The organism is Nonomuraea sp. NPDC050547 (assembly GCF_044457345.1).
Taxonomy (GTDB): domain Bacteria; phylum Actinomycetota; class Actinomycetes; order Streptosporangiales; family Streptosporangiaceae; genus Nonomuraea.
Window position 1 is genome coordinate 62,752 of the sequence record NZ_JBITGW010000001.1, and the last position, 18,165, is coordinate 80,916.

The following is an 18,165-nucleotide window of genomic DNA, read 5'->3' on the forward strand; positions in this document are numbered from 1 at the left end:
GGCCAGACTCGGCGCATGCTCACCCTGTTCGTGCGCGCGTTCCGCATCGCGGATCTGCGCCGGAAGCTGCTGTTCACGCTCGGCCTCATCGTCCTGTTCCGGCTGGGCCAGATCCTGCCCTCGCCGGGCGTGGACGTGGTCGCCGTGCAGCGGTGCCTCGGCAGCGTCAAAGGCGGGCTGGCCGAGATGGTGCAGCTGTTCAGCGGCGGGGCGATGCTGAAGCTGTCGGTGTTCGCGCTCGGTGTCATGCCGTACATCACGGCCAGCATCATCATGCAGCTCATGGCGGTGCTCATCCCGCGGCTGGACGCGCTGCGCAAGGAGGGCAAACAGCAGAAGATCACCCAGTACACCCGCTACCTCACGGTCGCGCTGGCCGTGCTCAACGCCACCACCGTGGTGGCGCTGGCCAGGAGCGGGCAGCTGTTCCCCGGCTGCCAGGAGCCGGTGCTGCGCGACGACGGCCTGCTCAGCATCGCCGTGCTGGTCAGCGTCATGGTCGCGGGCACCTGCGCGGTCATGTGGCTGGGCGAGCTGATCACCGACCGGGGGATCGGCAACGGCATGTCGATCCTGATGTTCACGCAGGTCGTCGCGGTCTTCCCGTCCTACATGTCGACGATCTTCACGATGAACGGCTTCGCCGCCGTCGTCATCCTCGTCTCCGGCGTCTTCCTGGTGGCGGCGGTCGTCTTCATGGAGCAGGCGCAGCGGCGCGTCCCCGTGCAGTACGCCAAGCGCATGGTCGGCCGCAGAACCTACGGCGGCACCAGCACCTACATCCCGCTGAAGGTCAACCAGGCGGGCATCGTGCCGGTCATCTTCACCTCCTCGCTGCTCTACATCCCGACGCTCTTCGCCGGCCAGGTGCCGTGGCTGGCGCCGTACCTCGAAGGCGACCATCCGCTCTACATGGCCGGATACTTCGCGCTCATCGTGGCCTTCGCCTACTTCTACGTGTCGATCACCTTCAACGCCGTCGAGGTGGCCGACAACATGCGGCGCTTCGGGGGCTTCGTCCCCGGCATCCGCCCAGGCAAGCCGACCGCCGGATACCTGTCGTACGTGCTGTCGCGGCTCACCGCGCCCGGCGCCGTCTACCTCGGCGTGCTCGCCCTGCTGCCGCTGGTCGCCTTCGCGCTGCTGCGCGACCCGTCCACGCAGCAGAACTTCCCCTTCGGCGGCGCCAGCGTGCTCATCATGGTCGGCGTCGGCCTCGACACCGTGAAGCAGATCGAGGCCCAGCTGCAGCAGCGCACCTACGAGGGGCTGCTCAGGTAGGCAGGACCAGGCCCGCCCGCATCGCGAACACCACCAGCTGGGCGCGGTCGCGGGCGTGCAGCTTCACCATCGCCCGGCTCACGTGGGTGCGGACCGTGTCCGGGCTGATCACCAGCTCCCCGGCGATCTCCTCGTTCGAGCGCCCGGTCGCCACCCACGCCACCAGCTCCCGCTCGCGCGGGGTCAGCGTCTCCACGCCCGCGACCGGCTCGGCGCCCGCGTGGCGGCCGAACAGGCCGATGACCTTGCGCGTGATGGACGGCGACAGCAGCGCCTCGCCCGCCGCCACCACCCGGATCGCGCCGACCAGCTCGTCGGGGGCGCTGTCCTTCAGCACGAAGCCGCTCGCGCCCGCCTGCAGGGCGGCGAAGACGTACTCGTCGACCGCGAACGTGGTCACCACCACGATCCGCGTGCCGCTCAGGCCCGGGTCGGCGGCGATGGCCCTGAGCGTCTCGACGCCGTCCATCCCGGGCATGCGGATGTCCAGCAGCAGCACGTCGGGGCGGGTGTCGCGCAGCAGCCTGAGCGCCTGAGCGCCGTCGGCGGCCTCGCCCACGCACTCCAGGTCGCCCTCGCGCTCGATCAGCGCCCGCAGCCCCATCCGCACGACCGCCTGGTCGTCGGCCACGGCGACCCTGATCACGCGCCGCCTCTGTTCACGCGGTGTCGCCGGTGCGCGGGAAGCGGGCGATCACCCGGAAGCCGCCGCCCTCACGCGGACCCGCGGTGAACTGCCCGCCCGCGGACCGCACCCGCGCGCGCATCCCGGTCAGCCCGCGGCCCTCCGCCGCGCCCGACCAGCCCGCGCCCCGGTCGGCCACCTCCACCACGTACACCCCCGGGTCCGCCGACAGCCGCACCAGCGCCCGGGTCGGGCCCGCGTGGCGCAGCACGTTCGTCAGCGACTCCCGCACCACCTTGTAGACGGCGCCGCTCAGGTCGGCGGGCACCTTCGGCTCGGCGGGCTCGACGTCCACCGGCAGCCCGGCCGCCCGCACGCCGTCGATCAGCCCCGGCAGGTCGCCCTCGGCCTCGATGCCGTCCAGCGCGGCGCGCAGGTGGGCCAGCGCCTGGGTGCTGGTCTCCTTGATGGCCAGCAGCGAGGCGCGTGCCTGCTCGGGGTTCTCGTCGAGGGTGACCAGGGCCAGCCCCGCCTGCATGGCGATCGCCGCGAGGCCGTGGCCCGCCGCGTCGTGCACCTCTCCGGCGATCCTGGCCCGCTCCATCGCGACCGCGTCGCGCCGCGCCGCCATGCCCCACGTCTTGTACGGCCCCGCCTGGCGGACCGTTTCGGTCGGCCGTACCGGATCGTCGGCAGGAGCGGCCTCGTGCCCCTCCACGCCCGGAGCACGCACCTCGGGCGGAGTGCGGATCTCGGCGGCGACACGGGCGGGATCGTGGGGGACGGTCTGGGCGGCGGCCTCCGCGGCGGCGGCCTGCGCCTGTGCGAGGCCGCTGAAGGACCAGGGGACGGCCAGCCAGCCCGCCCACGCCAGCACGACGACCGCGGGCAGGTCGCTCAGCTTGGACAGGCGGGGGAGCTTGCTCACCCCACGATCCTAACCAGTCCTCAGCCGGTCCCGGTGAGCCAGCGCAGCGGGTTGGTGTGCGTGAGGAGGCGGCGCGTCTCGTCGGGCACGCCCGCCTCGCACAGCCGGGGCAGCAGCGCGTGGAACAGGTGCGCGTAGCCGGGACCCTCGTAGCGCTGGAGCTGGGCCACGCGGCTCATGCCGGAGCCGAGCAGGATCCGCTCGGCGTGGCCGTCCTCGATGAGGCCGAGCACGAGGCGCGCGGCCTGCTCGGGGCCCTGGGCGAGGGAGGACAGGCCGACGTACGCGCCCGCCTCGGCGATCTTGCGGGCGGCTCCCAGGTCGGTGCCGGTGTAGCCGACGCTGACACGCTGCGCGGGCAGGCCCTGGCCGAGCATGATCTCCAGGACGCCGGTGGGGTCCTGGCCGTGGGTGGCGACCGGCAGGCGCGAGGACTGCGAGGCGCGGGCGGCGGCGACCAGGCAGCGCTCCTCGACCGCGGTCGGCTCCTCGCCCCAGCAGCCGACGGCGCCGATGACGCCGGGGAAGACGCCGGTGCCGTCGAGACCGGAGGTGATCTCGCTCATCAGCCGGCCGGTCAGCTCCTCGACGCTCGCGTCGCGGGCGTCGGCGAACGGCTCGGCGTACAGGCCGGTGGCGGCGACGACCGGGACCCGGCTGCCGGCGGCGATCCTGGCCAGGGAGGCGGCGTCGCGGCCCATGCCCATGCAGGTGAGCTCGACCACGAGGCCGAGCCCGTCCTGCTGGCGCAGCGAGCGCAGTTCCTCGGTGACGGGACGCTCCTCGTCGAGCCAGCGGTGCGGGTCGGAGTCGACGCCGACCGCCCAGCGCATGTCGTTGCGCAGGTGCTCATGGGGGAGAACGGCACCGGTGATCGCGGCCGCGCGTATGGGGCCGGTGACGGTGCGAAGCATGACCTCGGGCATGCCAGACATTAACCGATATTTGCCGCTCAATGCCTGTTTTGGGGCGAAGATCTACCTGCAAGGAAAATGAAAGCGGCACCGGTATCGTGGTTCGCACACCGAACAGTCGCGGGGGGATCGTGCCTATCCAGAACTCCGAGACCGGCGACGCCGACAAGCTCAAGGACGAGGCGGCGCGCAGGTCCGGCATACACGGGTGGCTGGACGGAGTCAGGTCGACCCGCTCCGGCGCGCTCACGCTGAAGATCGTCATCGGGGTCATCGGATCCGTCATGGTCATCGGCGGCCTCATCATGGTGCCCTTCCCCGGGCCGGGCTGGCTGGTCGTCTTCGCCGGCCTCGCGGTGCTGGCCACCGAGTTCCACTGGGCGCACAAGGTGCTGGAGTTCGGCAAGCGCACGCTGCACGCCTGGACCCAGTGGTACAAGCGCCAGGGCTGGACGGTCCGCATCGTGGTCGCCGTCGTGACCGTCGCCGCCGCCGGCGTGATCGTCTACTTCGGCCTCAGGACCCTCGGCGTCGACCTCCTGCAGATGGCCGAGGACTACCTCTAGACCCGTTCGGCATCACGCGGGACTTCGTCCCCAGGAGTGTCTAATCTGCGGGCGTGCTCGTCAAAAGCGTCCTCGCGGTGATCGCGCTGCTCGCCCCTGCGGGCGTGGCCGCCAACGTGCCCCTGCCCGGCACGGGCGTGACCGTCCAAGAGCAGGCCAACGATCCGGTACGCCTCAGCTCCTACGGGTTCGGCACCAAGCGCACCTACCTGAGGGCGCTGACCGGCGACACCTTCGTCCGGCAGAAGGGCTTCTCCGAGGCCGCGCTCTCACCCGACGGCCGCCGGGTCGCCGCGGTGCCCGACGCCTACCGCTCCGGCTGGGACTCGGTGGTCGTCACCGACCGGGTCGCCGGCAAGCCCGCCCGCGTCCGCACGGTCAGGAAGCCGCTCACCGCCTCCTACGCCTCGTGGTCGCGCGACGGCACCAAGGTCGTGCTGACCGTGGAGAAGAAGGTGGGCGGCAAGTGGCGCACGACCGGGTTCACCGTCGTCGACGCGCTCGCCTCCACCGCCCGCACGGTCACGGTGACCGGCACCGCGGCCCGCGCGGGCTTCTGGTGGACGCCCGACGGCAACCTCATCGCCGAGTACGGCAAGGGCCTGCGCGTCTACAACCCGGCCGACGGCAAGGTGGTGCGGACGTTCCCCTCGATCGGGCTGCCGACCGGCCCCGAGGACGCCTTCTCACCGTCGGGCAGGCAGCTGGCCATGTGGTGCCCGTCGTCGTTCACCGAGCAGCTGTGCGTCGTCGACCCCGCCAGCGGGAAGATCGTCCGGCGGGTGCGGGCCGAGCCCGAGGCGCTGTTCGGGTGGTGGGACGAGAGCCACGTGATCGCGGTCACGGCGTGGCAGGGCGCGTACCGGCTGGTGGTCCTGGATCTGACGGGCAAGACCAAGCGCGTGCTCGCCGGGGTCCCGGCCAAGACGTGGCGCGGGGGACTCTGGCTGCACTTCGTACGCGATCAGTGAGGCGTGCCTACAGGTAGAGGCCGGTGCCGTGGTCGGTCTCGGTGGTGGCCACGGCGTGCAGGTCGCGCTCGCGCATGACCAGGTAGGTCTGGGCGTGCAGTTCGACCTCGAACTGCTCCTCCGGGTTGAGCAGGACCTTGTCGCCGACCTTGACCGTGCGCGCGCTCGCGCCCACGCCGCAGACCTGGCCCCAGGACAGCCGGTTGGCGAGCTTGACCGTCGCCGGGATGACGATCCCCGCTCCGCTGCGCCGCTCTTCGGCCTCGCGCTCCAGCCGGATCAGCACCCGGTCGTGGAGCATCTGGATCTCGAACTTCGGTTCTGCCACATGCGCAGTTTACGTCCATCGGGAACCTCGGCCCGCCCGCATGCCCCGGATGGCCGGGCGCTCCGGCCGGGGGACATTCGACGCGTCAGGCCTTTCGCGCGAAATTTGCGGAAATGTCGGTGGATGGTGTTAGCGCAGGTCAGAGCGTTGTTTGCGGGAACATCCGGCGGGCCTTCCCGGGGCTCGGCTATAACTTGCTCAGCCGCGGTGTCAAGGGGGGCACGTGGCTGTGGTGATATGGGGAGCGGCTCACGGTGATCGTGATGTTCGGCGCCGCCGGCTTCATCGGCCGGCACGTACGGGCCGCGCTGGGGGAGCGGAACGTCGTCGCCGTCCCGCGCGGCCGCATCGATCTGGCAGCCTCAGGGCACGCCGAGCTCACGGGGCTCATGTACGAGATCGCCCCCGACGTCGTGATCAACTGCGCCGGGGCCACCGGCGGCGACCCCGCCACCCTGGCCAAGGACAACGTCGTCGCCGTCGCCCGCCTGCTGGCCACGCTCGCCGTCGCCGCCCCGCGGGCCAAGTACGTTCAGGTGGGCAGCGGCGCCGAGTACGGCCGGGTGCCCATGGGCCCGCCCATCTCCGAGGACGACGCCTGCGACCCCCTCGGCGCCTACGGCCTGGCCAAGTTGGCCGGGACCGAACTCGTCCGCGCGGCGGCCGCCGACGGCCTCGACGCCTCGGTCCTGCGCGTCTTCAACGTCATCGGACCGGGCGCGCCGCCCGGCTCGCTGCCCACCCGGCTCGCCCTCGCCCTGCGCGACGGCGGCGACCTGGTCGCCGGCGGGCAGGACGTCTACCGCGACTTCGTGGACGTACGCGACGTCGCCGAGGCGGTGGCGATGGCCGCCAGGGCCGACGGGCCGCTGCCCCCGGTGCTCAACATCGGCAGCGGGCGCGCCACCCCGGTGCACGACCTGGTCTCCACCCTCGTGGAGGTCGCCAGGCCCGGCGCGCGCGTGCTGTCCGGCGGGCAGGGATCGCCCGCCGTTCCGTGGCAGTGCGCCGACATCACCCGCGCGGCCGACTCCCTGGGCTGGCGGCCGCGCACGACGCTGCGCGACTCGCTCCAGGCCCTGTGGTCGGCCCTGAACGCGCCGGCCCGGCCGGTGGAGAGTGGCACGACACCATGAGCGGGAACGCGGCACGGGACTGGACACCGGGCGACCCGGCACACGGCCACCAGAGGCCCGCGACACCGATGACCCCCGGCGGCCCGGACGCGCACGTGCTGCCGGACGCGCATGTGAAGCCCGGCGTGCACGTGAAGCCGGGCGTGCACCCGACACCGGGTGTGCACGCGACGCCGTGGTCTCACGCGCGCGGGCCGGTCGAGATCCGGCCGGAGCCTCAGGCCGGGTCCGGCGTGAGGAGAAGCACGCCGGTTCTGGGGAGAGGTGGCGGACGGGTGCGCGAGCAGGAGGAGGTGCGCTTGCTGGAGGTCGGGGAGGCACTGGTCGGGGCCTGTGTGCCGGCCTACTTCAACCCTGGGGAGGCGGCGGACACGTGGCGGCGGCTGCTGGCCGTACCGCCGAGGCTGGTGGTGCTCGACCTCGGTGAGGAGCGCGAGGCCGCCTACGCGCCGATCGTGGCCAGGCTCGTCGCGGCGGGCAGCGAGGTGCTGGCGCGGGTGGACACGGACTTCGGGCTGCGCGCCGCCGCCGACGTCCGCGCCGACCTGCGCAGAATCAGGTCCTGGTACGGCCTGCGCGGCGTCTTCCTCGACCAGGTCGCCGCCGACGCCGACCGCCTGGAGCACTACCGCGAGATCGTCGACGGCGTCCGCGGCACGATCGTCCTCAACCCGGGCGTCTACCCCGACCCCGGCTACGCGGCGCTGGCGGACGTCCTGGTGACGTTCGAGGGCCCGCTGGCCGCCTACCGCGCGATCAGGGAGCCCGCCTGGGCGAGGGCGCTGGCGCGGGGCCGCTTCTGTCACCTGATCCACGGGGTGGGCGAACGCGTCCGCGTGGCGACGTTGCGGAAGGCGGCCAGGCTGGCGGGAACGGTCCACCTCAGCGACGGCCCCGGTTGGACAGACCTGCCCGCTTACTACGGTCGGAGGATCGTGGCAGGATAAATCCATGATCATGGCCTTCGGCGCCACGGGCTGGCAGTGGCTGAACCCTCCCCGGGAGTGGACCGCCGACGACGGCCTGACCCTGTTCTGCGACGGCGGCACGGATCTGTGGCGGCGCACCCGCTACGGCTACACCTTCGACAACGCCCATGTGTTCGGCCGCACCCAGAGCGGCGACCTGCGGCTGTCGGTGACGTTCACCGGCGAGTACGCCGAGCAGCACGACCAGGCCGGCGCCGTCCTGCGGATCGACGAGACGACCTGGATCAAGGCGGGGGTGGAGTTCACCGACGGCGCGTTCTGCCTGGCCACGGTGGTGACCCGCGACTACTCCGACGCCTCGATGCTCCCGTTGCACGAGAGCCCGGACGGGGTCACCTTCGAGCTGGACCGGGTGGGCGACGCGGTCAGCATCCGGTACGGCCTGGCCGGCGAACCTCCCGAGCACCTGTTACGCGTGGCCTACTTCCCGCCCGAGGCCCCGGTCATGGCCGGCGCGATGGCCGCCGCCCCGGTGGGCAAGGGCTTCCCGCTCCGCTTCACCGACGTCCGCGTCGCCGCGGCCTGACCGGCTGCGCGTCGCCACGGGTCACGGGAGCCTGAGGCCGGCGAAGACGGGCCGGTGGTCGGTGCCGGGCAGGTCGTGGATGCCGAACTCCGTCACCGCGATCTCCCGCGAGGCCAGGATGTGGTCGATCTGCACTCCCGGCAGGAACGTCCACCCCACCACCGGCCACGTGTGCGTGAACCCCTGCCCGGTCACGTCGGCCGCGTCGCGGTAGCCGGAGGTGAGCAGGGCGCGCATGGGCGGATGGTCGAGGGTGGCGTTGAAGTCGCCGGCCAGCACCCGCAGCCCGCCTCCGGCCCGCGGCAGCGCGTCGAGGCCCTGGCGCCAGCAGGTGACCCGGCCGTCGTACCGGGGCGCGCACGGATGCACCGACACCACCTCGACCGGAACGCCCGAAACGGTCAGCGCCGCCCGGGTCTGCCGGAAGTTCCCGTGCGCGATCATCGGCAGCTCGGTCACCGGATACCGGGCGTACACGGCCGACCCGCTCGCCCCCGGCGCGGAGCGGTCCACCCGGTACGGCAGCAGCCGGCTCAGCCCCAGCGCGTCGGTCCGCTCGCGGGAGCGCGCCGTGAACTCCTGCAGCGTCAGCACGTCGGGACGCAGCCGCCGTACCAGCGCGACGAGGGCCTCGGGCTCGGCCTGGCCGACGCGGAGGTTGACCGACAGCACCCGCAACCGCGCGCCCGCGGCGGGCGGGTTGGCCTCGGGCAGCTGACGGGGCAGCACGCTCCCGGCGAGGGCCAGGCAGGTCACCGCGGCCACTCCGGCCGCCGCCCACCGTCGTCGCGCGGCGGCCAGCGCCAGCGGCACGACCGACGCGATCGCCACGTACGGGGTGAACGCCACCAGCGGCACCCACGGCCAGGCGGGTACCACTCCGGCCACTCGCAACACCGCCCACCCCGCGAAGGGAATCACCAGAATCCACATCACATGGCTGTATTGCCGGACAAGCCGGATACGGTTCACCGTATGCGTGATGTGGAAGCCCGCGTCCTGGACGCCATCGACGACGCGGACACCGTGAACCTGCTGGCCGAGGCGGTCAGGATCCCGAGCGTCACCGGCACCGACGCCGAGTCCGACCTGCAGCACCGCTTCGCCCGCCTGCTCACCGAAGCGGACATGGACGTCGACGTCTGGAAGCTCGATCTGGACGACCTGCGCGCTCGCGACGGCTTCCCCGGCACCGAGGCACCGCGCGCCGAGGGCTACGGCGTCGTGGGCACCACCTCGGGCGAGGGCCCGCCCGCGCTGATCCTGCAGGGTCACGCGGACGTCGTCCCCACGGGCGACCTGGCCAAGTGGGCGGGCAGCGACCCCTTCGCCGCCCGCATCACCGGCGACACCCTGCACGGCCGCGGCGCCTGCGACATGAAGGCGGGCGTGGCCGTCAACCTGGCCGTGGTCCGGGCGCTCCACCGCTCGGGGGTACGGCTGGCCAGGCCGCTGGCCGTCCACTGCGTGGTCAGCGAGGAGGACGGCGGCCTGGGCGCCTTCGCCACCCTGGCCAGGGGCCACACCGGCGAGGCCGCGGTGATCACCGAGCCGACCAGCGGCGCGGTGATCACGGCCAACGCCGGCGCGCTCACCTTCCGGCTGGAACTGGCCGGTCGCGCCGCCCACGGGGCCACCCGGTACGAGGGGGTCAGCGCGATCGAGGTGTTCTGGCCGGTGTTCCAGGCGATCCGGCGCCTGGAGGCCGAGCGGAACCGGAACCTGCCGGTCATCTTCGACGGCAACCGCATGCCGTACCCGATCGAGGTCGGGACGGTGCGGGCCGGCGACTGGGCCAGCAGCGTGCCGGACCTGCTGGTGGCCGAGGGCCGGATGGGCGTGCGGCTGGACGAGGATCCGGCCGAGGCGCGCGAGGCGTTCGAGGAGGCGGTGCTGGGCGCGGCCGACCCGTGGCTGCGGGCCAACGCGCCCGTCGTCACCTGGCCCGGCGGGCAGTTCGCCAGCGGGCGGCTGCCGGCGGGCCACCCGCTGACGGCCGAGGTCTCCTCCGCCGTGGCCGCCGTGCGCGGGGCCGGGCCCGCGGAGACGGCGGCGCCGTACGGGAGCGATCTGCGCCTGTACAACGGCGGCGGGATCCCCTCGCTCCACTACGGGCCGGGCGACGTGGCCTTCGCGCACGCGCCGAGGGAGCAGGTCGAGCTGGCCGAGGTGCGCGAGGTGACGCGCGCCCTGGCCCTGCTCACCCTGCGCCGCTGCGGCGCGCTCTGAATCAGGCGTGCCTTCGTGTCAGGCGAGCACCCCTGACTCGACCGGGAGCCCGGCCTCGACCCAGTCCTGGATGCCCTCGCGGTACTTGCGGACGTTGGTGTAGCCGAGCGCTTCCAGCCGGTTGGCGACGGCCTGGCTGTTGGGGCAGGCCGGGTTGGAGCAGTAGGTGACGATCGCGGCGTCGCGGTCGGGCAGCAGCCCGGCCGCGCGCTCGTTCACCTCGGCCTCGACCAGCGCGATCGCGCCGGGCAGGTGCTGCTGCTCGTAGTACTGCCCGCCCAGCGCGTCGAGCACGGTCACGGTGCCGTCCTCGATCGCGGTCTTGAGCTCCTCGCGGGAAATGAGCGCGGTCATTGCGACCTCCAGAGTAAATGGACTACAGTCCGCTTTGTGGATGGCTCGAAAACTAGCGGACCGCAGTCCGCTTCGTCAAGTGAGACGCTGGAGATCCTGCGTACGCGCCCGGTCGCGGAACGCGCCGACGCGGCCAGGAACAGGGAGAAGGTCCTCAAGGCCGCGGCCCGCCTGTTCGCGGAGAAGGGCGTCGAGGCGGTCTCCATGGACACGATCGCCGCGGAGGCGGGCGTGGGAAAGGGCACGTTGTTCCGCCGGTTCGGCGACAAGTCCGGCCTGGCCGTGGCGCTGCTCGACCGGCGGGAGCAGGAATTGCAGGAGCGCATCCTGTCGGGCCCGCCGCCCCTGGGTCCCGGCGCGCCCGCCGCCGAGCGCCTGGCCGCCTTCACCGCCGCCTACCTGGACTACCTGTTCGCCCACCTCGACCTGGTGCGCATGTCGGAGACCGCCAGCCCCGGCGCCCGCTACCGCATCGGCGCCTACCGCTTCTGGCACCGCCACGTCGTCATCCTGCTGGCCGAGGCCCGACCCGGCGCCGACGCCGAGGCCCTGTCCCACCTCATGCTCGCCGCCGTCGGCGGCGAACTGGCCCACGTGCTCAAGCAGGAGTACGGCGAGGCCCGCGCCCGCCAGGCGGCCCTGGAACTGGCCGGATCCCTGGCTAGTACGTCGCCCTGACCTCGACGATCTCGGCCAGCGGGAACTCCAGGTAGTCGCCGGCCTCCTCGCACCACGCGTCGAGCGCGCTGCCGCGCAGTTCTCCGTGGCTGATCGTGGCGGTCAGCCCGTCGGTGAGCGTGATCCCGGCCCGCACCCCGCGGTCGACCACGAAGCCGAGCAGCGACTGCTGCGCGGTGGGCAGCCGCGAGGCCATCCGGCCGATGACCGCCCACGTCCGCCCGGCCTGGCCGGTCTGCGAGGAGGAGGCGACCAGCCGCCTGGCGTGCTCGTGGGGGTCGGGCCCCGGCTCGGGGATGAGGTGGGCCGGGTCGTCCATCTCCGACAGTTCGGCGACCTGGCCGCCGGGCAGCAGGATGAGCTTGCCGCCCTGGCGCTCCTCGACGCGGGTGCGCCGGATGGCGATCTCGCCGGTGTCGGCCACCGGCACGGGCGAGTAGCCGTGCTCGCGCAGCACGGCCAGGGTGCGCTCGGCCGGCTCCGAGCTGACCAGCACGGTGGGCGCGAGCAGCCGCAGCCCCAGCCTGGCCAGGCGGCGGTGGCCGGCGATCTCGGCCAGCAGCGCCGGGTCGCCGGCCTGCACGATGCAGCCGACCGAGGTCACCGTCACCTCGCCGTGGCGTCTGGCCACGTCGCGGACCATGTACTCCAGCGGCTGCGGGATGGAGCCCACGCCGCTCAGCTCCTCCAGCAGTTCGTCGGCCTCGTAGCCGTCGTCGAGCGCGCGGCGCACGCTCTCGGTGGTGAAGCGCCACACCGAGGCGGCGCCCCTGGACTCCCGTTCGGCGACCCGGTCGAGCAGCGCGGCCAGCTCCGAGGAGGGCGGGCCGGTCACCACCGCGGTGAGGTCGGGGCCGAACAGCGCGCTCCTGCGCACGCTGGCCAGGGCCCGCGTGGACGCGCCGACCAGCACCGGATCGTGCTCCACCAGCGGGACGGAGTCGTCGTTCTCGTCCCCGGCCTGGGCGGCCAGGCCGGCCAGGGCCCGGCCGAGGTCGGTCAGGCCGTCGTTGGCCAGCAGGCCGAGCAGCCGCGCCTCGTCGATCACCCCGGCCGCGCACTCGGCCAGCAGCGCCTGGTCGAGCAGGGGCGCGTGCCAGTGCACGTTGCGCACCAGGCTGCCCCGGTCGGCGAACGCGGTGCCGGAGGGCAGGTGGGCCAGGCCGGTCAGCACGGCCCTGCGTACCCTCGCCACGGAGGAGCCGGACTGGTCGTCGCCGAGCACCGTGCCGTACTTGCCGTCGATCTTGCGCAGCGACGAGCGTTCCATCCGCCACCAGGCCGACAGCAGCACCCGCAGCCGGGCCGAGCCCTCGTCGAGGCGCCAGCGGTCGAAGCGGTCGGTGGGGACCATGCCGCCCAGCTGCTCGTCCCAGGCCAGCAGCCTGGAGACCGCGCAGACCTCCAGCAGCAGCCGGGTCTCGTCCTCGTCGCAGCCGGTCTCCTTGGCCACCCTGCGCACCTCGCGTACGCCGACGCCGCCGGTCTTCAGCAGCGGCAGCGGCGTCTTGGAGGTGTTGTCGAGGATGGCGGCGCAGCGCTCGACCACGTGGGGGGCGGCCAGCGTCATCAGGTGGTCGACCTCGGCGGGGTCGATCGGGATGGTGGCCACTTCCGGCGGGTGCGGGGTGAAGGGCGGGTGGTAGTCGGGGCCGCGCAGGCACAGGGCCACCTCGCGGGGCATCTCGGCCAGGTCCCAGCGGGGGCGGTAGAGCAGGCCGTGGTCGGCGGCCCACTTCTCCGGGGTGCCGGGCAGCACGAAGCGGCCGCCCTCGACGCCGCGGACGGGGCCGTCCCAGGCGAAGGACTCCAGCAGCTGCCTGGTGCCCTCGGGGGCGTTGGCCAGCATGGCCTCCATGCGGGCCGGGTCGGCCAGGACCTCGGTGGCCCGCACGATCGTGCGGCGCTTGTTGCCGTGGGGCGGCACGCCCAGGCTGCGGGCCATGGCGCGCAGCGCGTCGTTGCTGATCGTCCAGGAGTTGAGGTAGTGGTCGAGCGGCTCGCCCAGGCCGAGCGGGGCGGCCCACCAGCGCGAGACCGCCTCCGACAGGTGGATGACGCCCTCGCCGTCGGGCCAGGCCAGCGCGTGGTCGTAGAGGCAGTCGAGCCAGGGGGTGGTCTCCTCGACGGGGGCGCCGAGCAGCGCGGAGACGGTGCTGGGCGTGGGCGCGTGGACCACCAGGCAGGCCTGGGCGAGTTCGAGGCAGGGCAGGGGCAGGCCGCGCATCGACTCCATGACGGCGAAGCCGTTGCCGAGTCGCTGCGCCAGCAGGTCGAGGCGGCGCGGCCATGGGGGAGCGATGGCGTCGGGCCGGTTGGCCAGGACGCGGCCGAGCCTGTCTTCGTCGAGTGTTCGCAGCCAGCCGAGCAGGTGATCATCCATCTGTCAGCACTCTCATGGGGGTCGCGCGGGACTCACCGTGAGCCATGACCAACCACGGTAGTGCAGATGACCCGCCGGGATGGGGCTGTCAGGACAGGACTGCCCAGACGATCTTCCCGTGCGGGGCCAGGGCGGACCATCCCCAGCGCATGCTGAGCGAGTCGACGATGTGCAGGCCCAGGCCGCCGGCGTCGAGGGGACCCGGGTAGCGCAGGACCGGGACCGACGAGCCCGGGTCGGTGAACGCGCAGGTGACCAGGGGGCCGCGCCGTACCAGGGACATGTGGACGGGGCGCCTGTGGTGGGGCTCGTTGAGCCGCAGGCCGTGGCGCAGGGCGTTGGTCGCCAGCTCGGAGACGACCAGCTCCATGTTCTCGGCCAGTTCCGGCAGGCTCCAGCCGCTCAGCGTGCCGGAGGTGAAGACGCGGGCGGAGTGCACGGAGGGTGCGGCGGGCGGGAGTACGAAGGTGGCGCTCGCGTGGGGACCGGACACCAGCAGATCACGCGCCGCCTCCGGCCACCAGCCGACCGGGGGCCACCAGTCGAACGTGGTCCATTGGCCGTGCGCCAAGGTGGATTGCACGTTGATCATTCTGGGGCAAACTATCGTGCAGGTGCAAGAGCGAATGCACGTGCAGAAGCACGCGCTGCGCGCTACGGTTGGCCATCAAATGGTCAATCGGCGGGAAAGGGGATCTTGTCCGCGGCCCATGATCTTTCGGCCGTGAAGTGACAGACTGTGTGACAAGGAATCGACCAAGGAGCAGCACGTGTCCATCGATCCGCCGGGTTCAGCTTCGACAGTTCGGCGCATCATGCTCGGGGCGAGCCTGAGGCGCCTGCGCGAGGATTGCGGACTTGACCGCGGCCAGGCCGGCTTCCACATCCGGGCGTCCGAGTCCAAGATCAGCCGGATGGAGCTCGGCCGCGTCGGGTTCAAGACACGTGACGTTGAAGACCTGCTCACGCTGTACGGCGTCAGCGACGACGCCGAGCGGCGAGCGCTGCTGGAGATGGTCCGCGAGGCCAACACCCCGGGATGGTGGCACAAGTACTCCTCCGTCCTGCCCGGTTGGTTCACCACATATGTGGGGCTGGAGGAGGCCGCGAGCGTGATCCGCACCTACGAGGTGCAGCACGTGCCCGGTCTGCTGCAGACGGCCAACTACGCGCGGTCCGTCTACCGGCTCGGCAACCCCGATGCAACCTCCGAAGAGATAGAAAGCCGCGTGCATCTGCGCTTACAGCGGCAGGAGCGCTTCACCCAGAAGGACGGCCCGCGTCTGTGGGCGGTCATCGACGAAGCGACGCTCATGAGGACCATCGGCGGGAGAGACATCATGGCCGAGCAGCTCCAGCACCTGCTGGAGGTCGCCGCCCTCCCCAACATCACCATTCAGGTGATGCCCTTCAGGTACGGCATGCACGCCGCTGAAGGTGGCGCGTTCAGCATCTTGCGGTTTCCCGAGTCCGATTTGTCGGACGTCGTATACGTCGAACAGCTCTGGGGTGCCCTGTACCTCGACAAGCGTGAGGACGTCGACCCGTACCTCACCGCTATGGAGCAGTTGTGCGTGGAGAGCACCACGCCAGGGGGCACCGTGGAGCTCATCGGCGGTCTTCTCAGAAAGATCTAGATGAAGCACACGTATAACGGCATGCCCGCGGCCGACCTCAAGCAGGTGGCCTGGCGCAAGAGCCGCTACAGCAACTCGCAGGGCAACTGCGTGGAGCTCGCCGAGCTCCCCGACGGGGGTATCGCCATGCGCAACTCGCGTTTCCCCGACGGGCCGGCCCTGATCTACACCCGCGATGAGATCCGGGCGCTCATGCTCGGGGTGAAGGACGGAGAGTTCGACGGCCTCCTGGTTTAACGTCATTTTTACCTCCGGCGCCGCCGCGTAACGGCGGCGCGCCGGGGGTGTAATGGTCCGGACCTCGCGCGCTGTGAGGATCGCTCCATGCTCGACCAGCTGACCCTTTACCCGATCGCCGACGACGTGCTCTTCGCGCCCGGCGGCAAGGTCGTCGTCCGCACGTACGGCGTGGCCCCGGCCCACGGTTCCGTCTCCTATCGCACGTGGGTGACCGGCATCCGCGACCAGCCGCGCTACTGGCACTGGGGGCACTTCGAGGACGCGGCCTCGGGTCACCGGCGTGTCCTGGAATGGCTCACCGGGCGCGGCCCGCAACCGGTCCCGGCCTGATAGCGTGTCTGCCAAGCAAACGCTTGGCAGAGGCGAGGTGGCGTGGTGCGGCGTGGCATCTACCTGCTCGAAGAGGTCGACTTCCGGCCCATGAACTCCCGCAGGCCGATGGAGTACCTCACCTGGCTGACCCGCTACAAGCGCGAGGACCGGAGCAGGCGCGAGCCATCCCTGACCGAGGGCATGTCGATCAGGTCACGCGAGATCGACCTGGTCGGCGCGTTCTACGCGGTCGGCATCACCGGCCACCCGCAGTTCAAGGCCGTCACGCTCTGGGACTGCCACGGCGGCTGGGACGGCGGCTGGCGGCAGATGATGGAGATCTACCAGGGCGTCGACGACCGGCTCTTCCTGTCCGACATCGACGACCTGCGCTTCTCCGCCTTCTCCCGCCCGCTCGGCGCCGCGCCCGGCTCGCCCGCCCTGTCCGACCTGGTGACGGAGGGCTACGGGGCGGAGTTCTACCTGTTCGAGAGCGCCCGCGTACGCCCCGGCGCCGCCCTCGACTACCTGGAGGCGGTCCGCGCCGAGCGCGCCCCGATCCTCGCCGACCACGGCCACCGCCTGGTCGGGCTCTACGAGGTGCTGTTCTGCGACACCGAGGCGGTCACCGTCTGGGGCATGTCGCTCGACGCCCACCTGGCCGCGCAGCGCGCCCACGACGCCGCGCTGGGCCTGGACGACGAGGCCGAGGCCGACGACCGGCTGCCCGGCTGGCGCAAGCGCGCCCGCGACTTCCTGGACGGGCCCTGGCGCGAGACGGTGCTCTCGCCCTTCCCCGGTAGCAAGCTGGCACTCGACGCGGAGCGCGCGCGGACGTAGCGTCGGGCTGCGGAGGTGTCGCCAATGACGGACCCGTACCTCTTCAACGGTCGCAGTCCCGACGAGCACGTGGCCGAGTGCGCCGAGTGCACGGCGGCGATCGCGCTCGTGGAGCGGCCCGGCCACGCGCAGGCGCCGCCGGCCAGGTTGCGCGAGCGCGTGCTGTCCAGGGCACGGGGGCGCAGGCAGCCGGCGACGGCGGAGGTGGCGGCGGTAGCCGTACCGTATGCGACGCAGGTGGCGCTCATGGACGAGCTGCTCGGCGAGCTGAGCGTGCCCCAGTGGGACGCGCCGGTGCTCAAGCACGGCACCGTGCGCGCGATGGTCGAGCACCTGGCCGCCAACGACGCGCGGGTGGCGCAGTTCATGGGCGTGCGGGCGCGGGAGGCGCCGGTGCACCGGCGCTGGCGCGAGCAGGCGGGCGCGCTGCTCGAACGGGTCGCCGGGGGCGCGCACGCGCTGCTCGGCGTCGAGGTCGCGCTGGCCGGGACGCGTCCCTCGCGCGGGTCGCTGCGCCAGGCGATGGTGCAGCGGGCGTTCGAGACCTGGACGCACGCCGAGGACATCAGGGCCGCCGTCGGCCGTCCCCGCGGCGCGCCGCCCGCCGGCGAGCACCTGCGGCAGATCGTGGAGTTCGGGCTGGGCATGCTGCCGAGGGCGCTGAAGGGGCCGCGCCGGCACGTCTCGGCCACGTTCGTGCTGACCGGGCCCGGCGGCGGCACCTGGACGGTGCCGCTGGCCGAGCCGTCCGAGCGGGTGGCGGTCCTGCTGTCGGCCGAGGCCGCCGGGTTCTGCACGCTGCTGGCGGGGCGGGCACGCGAGTTCCCCTACGCAGCCGAGGGCGACCCCGGCCTCGCCCGCGACCTCGTCGCCGCCGCGGCCACGCTGGGCTGCGACTGATGGCCGAGGACGAGGATCTGCGCGCCCGGCTGCTGTGCGGGGACCTGCGCGCGCTGGAGGCCGCCTACGACCTGCACGCCCCTTCCGTGTACGGCGTCGCCGTCAGGGTCACCGGCAGCGCGGCGACCGCGGAGGAGATCACCGAAGAGGTGTTCGCCGCCCTCTGGGAGCGGCCGGGCTCCTACGACCCGCGCCACGGCACCCTGCGGGCCTGGCTGGTCACCAGGAGCCTGCACGAGTCGGCCCTGCGCAGCACGGTCAGTTGAGCACCGGCGCGTCGGCCTTGGGCGGCACGGTCAGTTGAGCACCGGCGCGTCGGCCTTGGGCG

At 72.5% G+C, this 18,165-nt stretch carries 22 protein-coding genes; 14 read left to right on the forward strand and 8 right to left on the reverse strand.

The genetic code is table 11. The features are described 5' to 3' along the window. The first annotated feature begins 15 nt into the window (after positions 1-15). Positions 16-1,281 carry a preprotein translocase subunit SecY gene (gene secY / locus ACIBHY_RS00325; RefSeq protein WP_397245357.1) on the forward strand — a complete coding sequence of 422 codons (1,266 nt, stop codon included), beginning with the start codon at positions 16-18 and terminating at the stop codon, positions 1,279-1,281. Here secY and ACIBHY_RS00330 read toward each other — a convergent pair. From ACIBHY_RS00330 to ACIBHY_RS00340, 3 genes are read right to left on the reverse strand one after another with little or no spacing between them, the layout of a single operon-like run. Continuing rightward, positions 1,274-1,927, reverse strand: a complete 654-nt coding sequence (locus tag ACIBHY_RS00330) for a response regulator (RefSeq protein WP_397245359.1) — start codon at positions 1,925-1,927, stop codon at positions 1,274-1,276. The two genes, secY and ACIBHY_RS00330, sit on opposite strands and share 8 nt — an antisense overlap. Positions 1,928-1,940: 13 nt before the next feature. After that, complete coding sequence (locus ACIBHY_RS00335; protein ID WP_397305485.1) at positions 1,941-2,834, reverse strand: sensor histidine kinase; 894 nt, start codon at positions 2,832-2,834, stop codon at positions 1,941-1,943. Between the two features lie 20 nt (positions 2,835-2,854). Then, entirely contained in the window at positions 2,855-3,760 is a 906-nt protein-coding gene (locus ACIBHY_RS00340) for a phosphotriesterase (RefSeq protein ID WP_397245363.1), read from the reverse strand. Positions 3,761-3,879: 119 nt separating this feature from the next. Between ACIBHY_RS00340 and ACIBHY_RS00345 the strand changes: the two genes are divergently transcribed. Further along, on the forward strand, positions 3,880-4,314 hold the full coding sequence (locus ACIBHY_RS00345; RefSeq protein WP_397305486.1) for a TIGR02611 family protein: 435 nt from the start codon (positions 3,880-3,882) through the stop codon (positions 4,312-4,314). A gap of 53 nt (positions 4,315-4,367) precedes the next feature. Further along, positions 4,368-5,285: a hypothetical protein gene (locus tag ACIBHY_RS00350; protein WP_397305487.1), complete on the forward strand. Its 918-nt coding sequence runs from the start codon at positions 4,368-4,370 to the stop codon at positions 5,283-5,285. 7 nt (positions 5,286-5,292) lie between these two features. Here the strand turns inward: ACIBHY_RS00350 and ACIBHY_RS00355 are convergent, their stop codons facing one another. Next, entirely contained in the window at positions 5,293-5,613 is a 321-nt protein-coding gene (locus ACIBHY_RS00355) for a GroES family chaperonin (RefSeq protein ID WP_379625626.1), read from the reverse strand. 263 nt (positions 5,614-5,876) lie between these two features. On the opposite strand from ACIBHY_RS00355, the gene ACIBHY_RS00360 reads away from it, so the two are divergent. Genes ACIBHY_RS00360 through ACIBHY_RS00370 form a run of 3 tightly spaced genes read left to right on the forward strand, consistent with a single transcriptional unit; the run spans position 5,877 to position 8,264 of the window. Further along, a complete protein-coding gene (locus ACIBHY_RS00360) occupies positions 5,877-6,749 on the forward strand; it encodes an NAD-dependent epimerase/dehydratase family protein (RefSeq protein ID WP_397305947.1) in 873 nt (290 codons plus the stop codon). Beyond that, positions 6,746-7,696 carry a spherulation-specific family 4 protein gene (locus ACIBHY_RS00365; RefSeq protein WP_397245372.1) on the forward strand — a complete coding sequence of 317 codons (951 nt, stop codon included), beginning with the start codon at positions 6,746-6,748 and terminating at the stop codon, positions 7,694-7,696. Before ACIBHY_RS00360 ends, ACIBHY_RS00365 begins: the two co-directional genes overlap by 4 nt. Positions 7,697-7,700: 4 nt before the next feature. After that, on the forward strand, positions 7,701-8,264 hold the full coding sequence (locus tag ACIBHY_RS00370; protein WP_397305488.1) for a DUF1349 domain-containing protein: 564 nt from the start codon (positions 7,701-7,703) through the stop codon (positions 8,262-8,264). Positions 8,265-8,285: 21 nt separating this feature from the next. Here ACIBHY_RS00370 and ACIBHY_RS00375 read toward each other — a convergent pair whose 3' ends face one another. After that, a complete protein-coding gene (locus ACIBHY_RS00375; protein WP_397305489.1) occupies positions 8,286-9,197 on the reverse strand; it encodes an endonuclease/exonuclease/phosphatase family protein in 912 nt (303 codons plus the stop codon). Positions 9,198-9,239: 42 nt separating this feature from the next. Between ACIBHY_RS00375 and ACIBHY_RS00380 the strand changes: the two genes are divergently transcribed. Beyond that, the gene (locus ACIBHY_RS00380; RefSeq protein ID WP_397305490.1) at positions 9,240-10,493 is read left to right on the forward strand and encodes an ArgE/DapE family deacylase; all 1,254 of its coding nucleotides are present in this window, start codon (positions 9,240-9,242) and stop codon (positions 10,491-10,493) included. An 18-nt stretch (positions 10,494-10,511) separates the two neighbouring features. Here the strand turns inward: ACIBHY_RS00380 and ACIBHY_RS00385 are convergent, their stop codons facing one another. Further along, entirely contained in the window at positions 10,512-10,847 is a 336-nt protein-coding gene (locus tag ACIBHY_RS00385) for a rhodanese-like domain-containing protein (RefSeq protein ID WP_397245380.1), read from the reverse strand. A 36-nt stretch (positions 10,848-10,883) separates the two neighbouring features. Here ACIBHY_RS00385 and ACIBHY_RS00390 point away from each other — a divergent pair, with 36 nt between their 5' ends. Further along, positions 10,884-11,525, forward strand: coding sequence for a TetR/AcrR family transcriptional regulator (locus ACIBHY_RS00390; RefSeq protein WP_397245382.1), 642 nt, complete (start codon positions 10,884-10,886; stop codon positions 11,523-11,525). On the opposite strand, the gene ACIBHY_RS00395 is transcribed toward ACIBHY_RS00390, so the two are convergent. Then, complete coding sequence (locus ACIBHY_RS00395) at positions 11,509-13,908, reverse strand: helicase-associated domain-containing protein (protein WP_397245383.1); 2,400 nt, start codon at positions 13,906-13,908, stop codon at positions 11,509-11,511. The genes ACIBHY_RS00390 and ACIBHY_RS00395 overlap by 17 nt on opposite strands. A gap of 88 nt (positions 13,909-13,996) precedes the next feature. Continuing rightward, positions 13,997-14,500: an ATP-binding protein gene (locus ACIBHY_RS00400; protein ID WP_397245385.1), complete on the reverse strand. Its 504-nt coding sequence runs from the start codon at positions 14,498-14,500 to the stop codon at positions 13,997-13,999. 223 nt (positions 14,501-14,723) lie between these two features. Between ACIBHY_RS00400 and ACIBHY_RS00405 the strand changes: the two genes are divergently transcribed. From ACIBHY_RS00405 to ACIBHY_RS00430, 6 genes are all read left to right on the forward strand, one after another. Further along, the gene (locus ACIBHY_RS00405; protein ID WP_184970964.1) at positions 14,724-15,545 is read left to right on the forward strand and encodes a helix-turn-helix transcriptional regulator; all 822 of its coding nucleotides are present in this window, start codon (positions 14,724-14,726) and stop codon (positions 15,543-15,545) included. Continuing rightward, positions 15,546-15,782: a DUF397 domain-containing protein gene (locus tag ACIBHY_RS00410; protein ID WP_184970552.1), complete on the forward strand. Its 237-nt coding sequence runs from the start codon at positions 15,546-15,548 to the stop codon at positions 15,780-15,782. An 87-nt stretch (positions 15,783-15,869) separates the two neighbouring features. Continuing rightward, positions 15,870-16,115: a hypothetical protein gene (locus ACIBHY_RS00415; RefSeq protein WP_379626762.1), complete on the forward strand. Its 246-nt coding sequence runs from the start codon at positions 15,870-15,872 to the stop codon at positions 16,113-16,115. A gap of 45 nt (positions 16,116-16,160) precedes the next feature. Further along, the gene (locus tag ACIBHY_RS00420) at positions 16,161-16,937 is read left to right on the forward strand and encodes a hypothetical protein (RefSeq protein ID WP_397305491.1); all 777 of its coding nucleotides are present in this window, start codon (positions 16,161-16,163) and stop codon (positions 16,935-16,937) included. 24 nt (positions 16,938-16,961) lie between these two features. After that, on the forward strand, positions 16,962-17,837 hold the full coding sequence (locus ACIBHY_RS00425; RefSeq protein ID WP_397245389.1) for a maleylpyruvate isomerase family mycothiol-dependent enzyme: 876 nt from the start codon (positions 16,962-16,964) through the stop codon (positions 17,835-17,837). Then, the gene (locus ACIBHY_RS00430) at positions 17,837-18,103 is read left to right on the forward strand and encodes a sigma factor (RefSeq protein WP_379626756.1); all 267 of its coding nucleotides are present in this window, start codon (positions 17,837-17,839) and stop codon (positions 18,101-18,103) included. Before ACIBHY_RS00425 ends, ACIBHY_RS00430 begins: the two co-directional genes overlap by 1 nt. The last annotated feature ends 62 nt before the right edge of the window (positions 18,104-18,165 follow it).

Bases quoted from the DNA above. Each gene is read 5' to 3' on its own strand.
- secY (WP_397245357.1), top strand. From the start codon at position 16: ATGCTCACCCTGTTCGTGCGCGCGTTCCGCATCGCGGATCTGCGCCGG.
- ACIBHY_RS00340 (WP_397245363.1), bottom strand. From the start codon at position 3,760: ATGCCCGAGGTCATGCTTCGCACCGTCACCGGCCCCATACGCGCGGCC.
- ACIBHY_RS00360 (WP_397305947.1), top strand. From the start codon at position 5,877: ATGTTCGGCGCCGCCGGCTTCATCGGCCGGCACGTACGGGCCGCGCTG.
- ACIBHY_RS00365 (WP_397245372.1), top strand. From the start codon at position 6,746: ATGAGCGGGAACGCGGCACGGGACTGGACACCGGGCGACCCGGCACAC.
- ACIBHY_RS00370 (WP_397305488.1), top strand. From the start codon at position 7,701: ATGATCATGGCCTTCGGCGCCACGGGCTGGCAGTGGCTGAACCCTCCC.
- ACIBHY_RS00375 (WP_397305489.1), bottom strand. From the start codon at position 9,197: ATGTGGATTCTGGTGATTCCCTTCGCGGGGTGGGCGGTGTTGCGAGTG.
- ACIBHY_RS00380 (WP_397305490.1), top strand. From the start codon at position 9,240: ATGCGTGATGTGGAAGCCCGCGTCCTGGACGCCATCGACGACGCGGAC.
- ACIBHY_RS00385 (WP_397245380.1), bottom strand. From the start codon at position 10,847: ATGACCGCGCTCATTTCCCGCGAGGAGCTCAAGACCGCGATCGAGGAC.
- ACIBHY_RS00395 (WP_397245383.1), bottom strand. From the start codon at position 13,908: ATGGATGATCACCTGCTCGGCTGGCTGCGAACACTCGACGAAGACAGG.
- ACIBHY_RS00400 (WP_397245385.1), bottom strand. From the start codon at position 14,500: ATGATCAACGTGCAATCCACCTTGGCGCACGGCCAATGGACCACGTTC.
- ACIBHY_RS00405 (WP_184970964.1), top strand. From the start codon at position 14,724: ATGCTCGGGGCGAGCCTGAGGCGCCTGCGCGAGGATTGCGGACTTGAC.
- ACIBHY_RS00410 (WP_184970552.1), top strand. From the start codon at position 15,546: ATGAAGCACACGTATAACGGCATGCCCGCGGCCGACCTCAAGCAGGTG.
- ACIBHY_RS00415 (WP_379626762.1), top strand. From the start codon at position 15,870: ATGCTCGACCAGCTGACCCTTTACCCGATCGCCGACGACGTGCTCTTC.
- ACIBHY_RS00425 (WP_397245389.1), top strand. From the start codon at position 16,962: ATGACGGACCCGTACCTCTTCAACGGTCGCAGTCCCGACGAGCACGTG.
- ACIBHY_RS00430 (WP_379626756.1), top strand. From the start codon at position 17,837: ATGGCCGAGGACGAGGATCTGCGCGCCCGGCTGCTGTGCGGGGACCTG.